This window comes from Binatus sp. (SeqCode), from assembly GCF_035272065.1.
GTDB lineage: Bacteria > Desulfobacterota > Binatia > Binatales > Binataceae > Binatus.
This window is the reverse complement of the sequence record NZ_DATEQZ010000038.1, coordinates 1-8,674: the sequence shown is the minus strand read 5'-3', so window position 1 is coordinate 8,674 and position 8,674 is coordinate 1. Positions and strand designations below refer to the sequence as shown.

Annotated in this window: 11 protein-coding genes; 4 read left to right on the top strand and 7 right to left on the bottom strand. The window is 59.8% G+C overall.

Annotation, left to right across the window (positions count from 1 at the left end; all coding sequences use genetic code 11):
- Nucleotides 1-70: 70 nt before the first annotated feature.
- Nucleotides 71-913 (bottom strand): beta/alpha barrel domain-containing protein, encoded by an 843-nt coding sequence (locus VJX68_RS06635; RefSeq protein ID WP_324094883.1) that lies wholly within the window; start codon nt 911-913, stop codon nt 71-73.
- A gap of 80 nt (nt 914-993) precedes the next feature.
- Here VJX68_RS06635 and VJX68_RS06630 point away from each other — a divergent pair, with 80 nt between their 5' ends.
- The 4 genes from VJX68_RS06630 to VJX68_RS06615 all read left to right on the top strand — a co-directional run bounded on the left by VJX68_RS06630 (nt 994) and on the right by VJX68_RS06615 (nt 3,369).
- Nucleotides 994-1,983, top strand: coding sequence for a ketopantoate reductase family protein (locus VJX68_RS06630; RefSeq protein ID WP_324094882.1), 990 nt, complete (start codon nt 994-996; stop codon nt 1,981-1,983).
- Nucleotides 1,980-2,450, top strand: coding sequence for a M67 family metallopeptidase (locus VJX68_RS06625; RefSeq protein WP_324094881.1), 471 nt, complete (start codon nt 1,980-1,982; stop codon nt 2,448-2,450). Before VJX68_RS06630 ends, VJX68_RS06625 begins: the two co-directional genes overlap by 4 nt.
- 393 nt (nt 2,451-2,843) lie before the next feature.
- On the top strand, nt 2,844-2,996 hold the full coding sequence (locus tag VJX68_RS06620) for a type II toxin-antitoxin system RelE/ParE family toxin (RefSeq protein WP_324094880.1): 153 nt from the start codon (nt 2,844-2,846) through the stop codon (nt 2,994-2,996).
- 22 nt (nt 2,997-3,018) lie between these two features.
- On the top strand, nt 3,019-3,369 hold the full coding sequence (locus tag VJX68_RS06615) for a HigA family addiction module antitoxin (protein WP_324094879.1): 351 nt from the start codon (nt 3,019-3,021) through the stop codon (nt 3,367-3,369).
- 78 nt (nt 3,370-3,447) lie between these two features.
- Here VJX68_RS06615 and VJX68_RS06610 read toward each other — a convergent pair whose 3' ends face one another.
- From VJX68_RS06610 to VJX68_RS06585, 6 genes are all read right to left on the bottom strand, one after another.
- Nucleotides 3,448-4,065: a hypothetical protein gene (locus VJX68_RS06610; protein WP_324094878.1), complete on the bottom strand. Its 618-nt coding sequence runs from the start codon at nt 4,063-4,065 to the stop codon at nt 3,448-3,450.
- Between the two features lie 59 nt (nt 4,066-4,124).
- Nucleotides 4,125-4,349, bottom strand: coding sequence for a hypothetical protein (locus tag VJX68_RS06605; RefSeq protein WP_324094877.1), 225 nt, complete (start codon nt 4,347-4,349; stop codon nt 4,125-4,127).
- A 424-nt stretch (nt 4,350-4,773) separates the two neighbouring features.
- Nucleotides 4,774-4,905 (bottom strand): hypothetical protein, encoded by a 132-nt coding sequence (locus VJX68_RS06600; RefSeq protein ID WP_324094876.1) that lies wholly within the window; start codon nt 4,903-4,905, stop codon nt 4,774-4,776.
- An 839-nt stretch (nt 4,906-5,744) separates the two neighbouring features.
- Nucleotides 5,745-6,287: a hypothetical protein gene (locus tag VJX68_RS06595; RefSeq protein WP_324094875.1), complete on the bottom strand. Its 543-nt coding sequence runs from the start codon at nt 6,285-6,287 to the stop codon at nt 5,745-5,747.
- 288 nt (nt 6,288-6,575) lie between these two features.
- Nucleotides 6,576-7,883 carry an MFS transporter gene (locus VJX68_RS06590; protein ID WP_324094874.1) on the bottom strand — a complete coding sequence of 436 codons (1,308 nt, stop codon included), beginning with the start codon at nt 7,881-7,883 and terminating at the stop codon, nt 6,576-6,578.
- Nucleotides 7,884-7,901: 18 nt separating this feature from the next.
- Nucleotides 7,902-8,345, bottom strand: a complete 444-nt coding sequence (locus VJX68_RS06585; protein ID WP_324094873.1) for a nitroreductase family deazaflavin-dependent oxidoreductase — start codon at nt 8,343-8,345, stop codon at nt 7,902-7,904.
- Nucleotides 8,346-8,674 lie beyond the last annotated feature (329 nt).

The window sequence follows — 8,674 nt, the reverse complement described above, 5'->3', positions numbered from 1 at the left end:
AGCCGAAAGTATCAGAGCCGCAAGAAGCGGAGCAAGCCATGCTGTCCGGCGATTCGAGCCGCGCGAGGACTCATCGCGAGAATCGCACGATGCCGACGATTTCAGACACCGACTTGTGGCCATGCTCGGCAAGTATCGAATCCAGCTCGCGATCGATTCGGCCCAGCGCACCCGCGCCTTCCTTCATCAGCGCCGAGCCTACCTGCACCGCCGTTGCGCCGGTCAGATGCGCTATGTATGCGTCGCGTCCGGTGTTGACGCCTCCGACCGCGACCACGTCGAGCAAATTTTCGCTCTCTCTGAAAAACGCGTGCGCATCCGACAGCGTGCGCGGCGGCCCCTGGACTGTTCCGCTGGCGACGTCGATCGCGAGATCTTTCGGCAAATCGTTGGCGCACACTGCGATCGTGATGCGCATCGACTTGAACAGGTCCGCGATCGCGCGCGGCTCGAACGGCACGCGCGGCGGCACCTTCACCGCCAGCACGCATTGGGTCTCGCCGCGAACTCTGCCGAGCAGCGATTTGAGGCGCTCGAAGGAGGCGAACGGCGCCACCGATTTCGTCACGTAGTCGTCGGCCAGGTTCAACTCGACGATGCTGGCGCCGGCGCGATCGAGGATGCGCGCGACGTCGATGAATTCCTCTTCGCTGGCGCCGACCACGCTGCCGATAACTTTCTTGTTGCGAGCGGTGAGCTCGGTGGCAATTGACTGAAAAAACTCGACGCCGCGATTCTTCAGATTCTCGGGCGTTTCGAGGCCGGCGCGATTGCACGACTTGAACACGATCGCGCCGCCATGCACCGCGCACAGCTCGTAGATCTCGCCGCGCTCCGCCGAGCGCGCGCCCGACGCGTTCATCACCGACGATGCCAGCTCGACGCCACCCAGCCGAATCGAAGTCCGTTCCATCACTACTTCCTAATCCGCGCTATCGCTCGGCCGCAAGCGCGGCGTTGTCTAACGAATCGCCGACCGATAACTTCGACACGATGACCGACACTCCCATACTCATCGCGGGCGCCGGCGCGATCGGCTCGATTCTCGGCGGGATGCTGCACGAGGCCGGCCACGACGTCACGCTGCTCGGCCGCCGAGCGCATATGGATGCGATCGCGCGCAACGGTATCAAACTTTCGGGCCTGCTCGGCAATCGAACCGTCGCAGGCATGAAGCTGGCCGACGATCCCGCGCGGCTTGGCGGCCGGTTCGGTTTGATCCTGTGCGCGGTCAAGAGTTACGACACCGAATCTATCGCGGATGCGCTGGCCGATCGTCTGACGGACGACGGCGTGGTCGTCTCGATGCAAAACGGGCTCGGCAATATCGAGTCGTTGATCGAGCGCTTCGGGCGTCGGCGCGTGTTGGGCGCGCGCGTGATCTTCGGCGCGGAGATTCCCGCGCCGGGAAGCCCGCACGTGACGGTCTTCGCGCAGCCGGTCGCAATCGGACCTGCGCCCGCGATTCATCGCGAGGACGCGCCGGCACTGGCGGAGCGCGCCCGCGCGATTGCCGCGATGCTCGATGCAGCCGGCGTTCCCACCGTCGGCCTCGCCGATATCATGCCCGTGCTGTGGGCCAAGATTCTGTACAACGTGGCGCTGAATCCGCTAGGCGCACTCTTGCAGCAGAATTATGGCGCGCTCGCCGCCGACCCTGACGTGCGGCCAATCATGGATCGCGCAATCGACGAGGCGTTCGCGGTCGCGCGCGCAGTCGGCGTCGCCATCCCCTTTTCAAACGCGGACGAATATCGAAAGGTCTTTTACGAGCAGTTGATTCCGCCGACGGTCAGTCATCGGCCGACGATGCTCCACGATCTTCACGTCCGCGGCCGCACAGACATCGGCGCGCTGAACGGGAAGATCGTCGAACTAGCCGATCGCCTCGGTGTGGACGCTGAAACAAATCGGATGCTCACTCGGCTAATCCGAGCTGCTGAACGAATCACTAAAAAAACTGAAAAAAAGGAGAATTGGTGAGGGCAGCATCGATAACGCGCGCGAGCATGGACGCGATCGTCGCGCAGGCCGAGCGCGAGTTCCCGTTCGAATGCTGCGGCTTCATCATCGGCGATGATGCGATCGAAGAAGTGCGCCCAATCGCCAACATCCAGAACGCGATGCACGCGAAAGAACGGGCGGCGTATCCGCGCGATGCGCGCACGGCGTTCCTGATGGAGCCGAAGGAGCATCTGGCGGTGATGAACGAAGTCGATCGGCGCAAGCTCGCGCTGCGCGTCGTGTACCATTCGCATCCCGATCACGACGCCTATTTTTCTGCCACAGATCGAGCCCAAGCGTGCTCATTCGACCCGACGGAGCCCGACTATCCCGACACGGTTTATATCGTGCTGTCGATTCGCGCGGGCAAATTCGCGCGCGGGGCAGCCTTCGCCTGGGATTCCGAAAAGAAAGAATTCGCCGAGACGCCGCTGACTATCAGTTGATCCTCGCCGGGGTTGCGCTGCACGAATTGGTGCGAAATTGTGTCTGAGTTCTCGAAAAGCATAGTTGTTTGCTGGGGTTTCCGGCGCGAACGTTTCACGTGAAACGTTTTTCAGTTCAGGAGAACAAAAACACGAATGATCTGGGGCGCGGTCAAAGGGCGCGATTCGGGCAGTTCAGGGGCACTGAGAACATCCAACAGAGCCGGTCTAAGCCGGGCTTGTATTGACGCCTGTCGCGCGACAGGCGATAATGCTTCGGGATGGGCATTCGCTCGATTCGGCATCGAGGTTTGAGGCGATTGTACAAGAGCGGGAACGGCCGGGATTTGCCATCTTCGATGGTGGAGAAAATCTCCGACATTCTGCTGGCGATCGACGAGGCGGCGCACCCGGATGAAGTTGGATTATTTACCAGGTTGGCGACTGCATCCGCTGAAGGGGGAACTGAAGGGGTTTTGGAGCGTGACCGTAAGCGGAAACTGGCGAGTCATCTTTCGGTTTGAGGAAGGTGACGCATTCGATCTTGATTTTGTCGATTATCATTGAAGGAGTGTTGGAAATTGTGGCGATGAAGAATCCTCCGCATGTCGGCGGTTTAATCCGGCGCGAGGTGATCGAGCCTCTCGGACTGACAGTAACCGAGGCCGCGAAGGTGCTAGGGGTCGGGCGGCAGGCGCTTTCCAGCCTGCTGAACGGGAAAGCGGCTCTAACGAGCGAGATGGGCTTGCGGGTCGAGAAGGCGTTCGGGCCGAAGATGGAACATCTGATGCGAATGCAGCTCGCATTCGATCTGGCTCAAGCGCGGAAGATGGAGCATGGGGTCCGCGTAAAACGATACGTCGCGAAAAGACGCGGGATCGTCCGAGATGGTTCCAAAAGAGATGCGCGTAGCGCATCCACCGTAGCTCTGCGGACCTAGTGCGCCCGATGGTGCGCAATAAGGCAGATGGCAGGCAAAAAGGCGCCCGCAGGGCATGATCATCCTCGCCTCAGCAGACTATCTGTCTAACATTTTTGCTTGGTGGAAGGTGGCCATTGCTCCTTCATCGACTGCAACACCTCCACTAGCTTGGCCTCCGCTTCCTTCATATACGTCGATCAGTGCGGCGAGTTTTACAGTTGGATGACTGATGCCGCCTTGCGCCTGCCATTGCTCATAGGTAATCGCTGGATATCCCCCGAAACGGCGTCCCATAAACGTCCGCGTCACAGGAAAATTCTTGGGGCGATCCCTCTTTGCGGGATGCCCCGCGCAAGCATTTCGAAGTGTCCGGACCGCTTGCCATGAATCTAACGCGCGAATATCCAGTTCCGCCGAGGTTACTGCTTCATACAGATCCGATATTGAGTCTTGCTGGATGATAAGAGCTTGCATGACGCCCCAAAATTCGAGGTAAGCTGCAAGCGGATCTGAGAAAAACCCCCTAGCACGATGAGCAAGCAGACTCTCACTCGTATCTTGCACTAGATACATGCTCGTGTAGTAAGCTGCGTACCTCGTGTAGTAAGCTGCGTACCTTTCTTTCTGAGCCGCATCGAAGAAGAATTGCTGACAATCTCCGTTGTTGTGGAAGTAGTCATATATCTCCTGCCGACGGTTTACGATTCTGAGCATTCGATATACCGACTTCATGTTTGGGCTGTATCGGGCAGATCGGTCCGGGTCGGCGCGACCTAGTTCCCGTCGAGGTAGTACATTACCTTCTGATTGCTATGGCCGTCGAATTCAGGTCCTACATCCAACTCTGGGCCCGTATGGCGCATCCATGAGTGGTCGCATAGTAATCGCTTGTGATCGGGGATCGTCGCCTTGCACGTCCACTCCAGATGAACCCAGGTTGCCACGCCTCCCAAGTAGCCCTCGGTCGTGAGGCTGAACGTGGGATTGAGTCCATCCATCTTCATAGATAGATCCAACCGGTCTTCATCGAAAAAGGAATTCCAGTCGGGACTGCTGCTTGTGACACTCACTGTGTGCAATTCCGAGCCAAGCTGGTCGCTCTCAATGCAAAGCTCTACCATGACTTCCGGGAATGGCGGACCTTCTTTTGGTGAATCCTCCCAGACCGTATGGCCAGCAGGAGGGGTGGCGTAGCTTTTCATCTCGGGGATGCTCCCGACATAGCACCCAGGAGCCTGACCGTATAACCCGTCGATGTGACAACCAGCAACACAAGCGGCGGTTCCAGCGTTGGCTTGAGGTCGCTTCGGAGAAGTAATAATCGATTCTCTGGGTGGAGCTTCCTGCTGGCGCGATTGGCTTCCGCAGGAAAATGCGGTGAACACGGAAAACGCCAGCACGATTGTGGCGGAGTGACGGGCCTCACTTCGTTTCCTCGAGACGCGGATCGTCGGTTGCGAACCGCGAGAGGTTCTCTACAAAGACCGCGCTGATCAGGCTGGCCACCACCAGCACAAACAGGCCGTTCAACAATTCCCGCCGAATTGGGTTCATCCATTTCTCCCCGGAACCGCGCTACAGCCCCGTGGCCGAGCGTTCCGTCGCTCTCTTGATGAAGAGGCTCGTTCGAATCCAGACTACCATCTCGGGCGGGGCTAGTAAGCCGCTAGCGCAGGTCTGCTTTTGCGTCACCTATGCGGAGAGGTACGGGCAGAGGTGGAATCCTGAATCGCGCGCGGAACCACCCTCACCCGCTCCTTCGGCGGCGGCCTTTCCCGCGACTAAGCGGGCGAGGCGGGTTATGCAAAGGTCTCCTGAGGGAGAGGTGAAGAAGGAGCCGGGATTCTTCGCTGCAGCGGCTCTGAATGACAACAGGAAGGGCGAATTTTGCGAGTTAACCTAACCCCTAGCCGCTTCCCGAGCGGGAAGGGGAACTGGGTGTTTGAGAAGGCGGGGCGGAATCCTGAATCGCGCGAGTAGCGCTGTAATTGGACCCTCACCTTCATCCTCTCCCTAAGAGGGAGAGGGGAAGAAAGGCGCGGCGGGTTGTGCGAAGGTCTCCTGGCGGGGAGAGGGGAAGAACGGAGAAGGGATTCTTCGCTGCAGCGGCTCTGAATGAAAATAAGAAGGGCGAATGGAGCGGGCGACCTAACCGCTGGGCCCTCTCATAGTGGGAGGGGGAACCGGATGTGGGGAGAAGGCCGGGGCGGAGTCTTGAATCGCGCGAGTAGCGCTGTAGTTGGACCCTCACCTTCGATCCTCTCCCTGACAGGGAGAGGGGAAGAAAGGCGCAGCGGGTTATGCGAAGGGCTCCTGGCAGGGAGAGGGGAAGAACGGATCCGGGATTCTTTGCCGGGGCGGCTCTGAATGACAGCGAGAAGAGAGAACGAATCCTATGGTATTTCTTCCGGGGTGGTCATTGCGTCGTTGATATCGAACCACGAAACGGGCTCTCCGGTTTCGAGTTTTTTGATGACTCGCGTTGCTCGCCGCGCCTGAATATCGCATAGCAGCGTAAGCCAGTTTTCATCTTCGCTTCCCAGGTTATTGCGCCATTTCTCATCGTCGAGTGCCCTCGCCTGCTCCAATTTCTTCACTAACTGGGCCCTCATCGCAGGCGAAAGATGCTTTGGCGGAACGAATAGCGCGTCGGATACTTCGGATCGGGGGACATCCGAATGTTGCTTCAAATCTCTGATTGCCGAATCCGCCTTGTCGGCCTGCGCAAGGTAATCGCCTTCTGCGATGGGACCCAAGGAGATATCCTTTGCGTCCTCGAGATCGGTCTGCTTCGCCTGTTGTAGCTGCTCAATCGCTTGCACTCGCTCTTGAGGTGGCACGACCGCGAACTCTTCACTAGAGCACGATGAGAGAACGAGTAATGAGAACGCGACCACTATCGATATGGGAATAAAATCGAAGCTGTGCAAACTCATATTATGAATCTAATCATTGTTCAGCGTTGCCTCGTGTCAAATCCGAATCGATTGGCTCTCACGCGTACAGGGAGAGGGGAAAGAAGGATCCGGGATTCTTCGCCGCGGCGGCTCTGAATGACAACGAGTAGGGCGAACGAAGCGGGCTAACCTAACCCCTAACTATTTCCCACAGTGGGAAGGGGAACCGGTCGAGGAGGGGTGTGTATGCGTCGCAGAACCCTCACCTGCCGGCCGCGATGCGGCCGGCAGCCTCTCCCGTGAAATAACGGGCGAGGTATCAGCGGGTTAGTTCTCTGAGGTGAATTGGTCTTCTTTAGCGGCCATCTCCAGCGGCATGCCGCGGGTTTCGTCGATCATTAGGCCGAAGAGGATTGCGGCGGGGATGCCTACTATCGAGAGCGCGCCTACTACTATCGACATTCCGCCCATTGCGTGGGCCAGGATTGCTACGGCGGCGTTGGAGATTACGGAGCCGATGGCGCCGACCAGGGCGAACCATCCGATCATTGTGCCGCGCAGAGGCGTGGGAAAAAGTTCGGTTGCGGCGGCGTTGGCGCCGACGGTGCCACCGTTGTCGCATACGTTGAACCAGAAGAAGCCGCTGGCCAGCCACCAGAAGGGCCACGCGAACTGCGTCGGCGGGCCCCAGAAGTACCATAGGTGCCCGGCGGTGATTGCGATTCCGAAGGCGACCACCGTCGGCACGCGGCCGAATCGCTCCGCGCTCCATGCGCCGAGCGGAAAGCCGAGCAAGCCCAAACCGCCGGCGACTATCGTCATCGTGCTGGTGGCCGCGGACGACATCCCGACTACTGAAACCGCGTGGTAGTAGCCGAACGCGTTGGCGGCGGTGCTCGAGATGTTGGCGGCGAGCGCGCACACGATCATCGTGATCGAGCGCTTGCGATAGAGCGGCTGGAAGACGTCGCAAAAGCGGGAGCGAGTGGTGATGCCGGTGGCGTCGGAAAGTTCCCATCGCTCGCTCTCGGGCAACAGCCGCGCCATCGCGGGGAGCATCGCGACGCCCGCCGCCGAAATCACGAACATCCATCGCCACGACCATCCGTAGGCATCGAAAATCGGCATCAGAAAGACGCAGAAGCCGGCGCCTATCGCGGCGGCCAGACCGCCGAAGCTCTGGCCGCGTGCGCGGCGCGCGATCGGCAGCTCCTCGGACAGCATCACGATGCATCCGGAGCCGGCCGCACCGACCATCGCGTAGAGCGCGATCTGGAACGTCGTGAACCAGGCCAGGCTGGTCGAGACTGCGGCGCCGATGCTGCAAACGGGAATCGCGGCCATGCACCCGAGGATCATGCGGCGGCGTCCGTAACGATCGATCATCCGCGAGAGCGCGAGCGCGCCGAACGCCGACAGCGAGATCCATGCGAACAGGCGGGCGATGCCGGCGCCGTCGAGATGGAAGCTCTTGCCGATCCACGGCGCCGCGACGGAGATGATTGCGGCGGCGAAGCCCTGGTAGAAGAGCATCGCGAGCAGCGCAGCCACGGTCGCGCGCTCGCGCGTCGCGGAATCGGCGGCTAGATCTTCAGGACTTGGGGGCGTTTTCGTTGTCGGCGCGGGATCGCTCACAATAAAAATTCTAAGAGACTAAGAGCCGGCCACCAGCTCGAAGACTGGCGTACGTGACGCGGTGGCGCGAAATGCGTCGGCGGGCGAGCCGGCGGGCACGTCGAAGAAACGCTGAACCTGGGAGGCGAAGCGATCGAGGAAGGCCTTGATGACTTCGGGCTTGTCGGCGTCGGCAAGCTCGCGGACTATCAACGATTCAGCACGGGAGCCGCGCCGCAAGATGACGTGGCCGGCCGCGCGCGCATTGCGGGCCCATGCAGTCTCGCCGCGCGCAGCAACCAGCCATCGCCGGCCGTTAAAGTCGAGCACGTTGACGGGAGTGGTGAAGGTCTTGCCGGACTTGCGACCGCGGACCTCGAGCAGGCGCATGTATCCGGGCGCGAATCCAAGCCGAAGCGCCTGCCCCATCATGCGGTTGAAGAATCGATCGAGGGTACTCTCCTTCTGAAAAGTCTCGGGCATGACGGTGAGCATATATAAGGATGCGGTGCGTCGAAACCTGAGGAACTTGGTCTAATGTGAAACCCACCTGGGTTTCACGCTTCCTTGGGCAGGGGTGACCCCTGCACCCAGTATTAAGCGCGAAATGTTGAGGACAACCTTTCGCTCTCAATCGGGGGACTCAGGTCAGGTGGGGGAGCGCTCCGAGGCTTACCTCGCCCGTTATTTTCACGGGAGAGCGACTGTGGTTGGAGTCAAGATAGGCGCGCTATCCAACCCACCCTCATCAAGGGGTTGAGAGGGTAGGTTGGATAGCGCTGTAGGTTTCAGGTGTGACATGGAGGACTCCA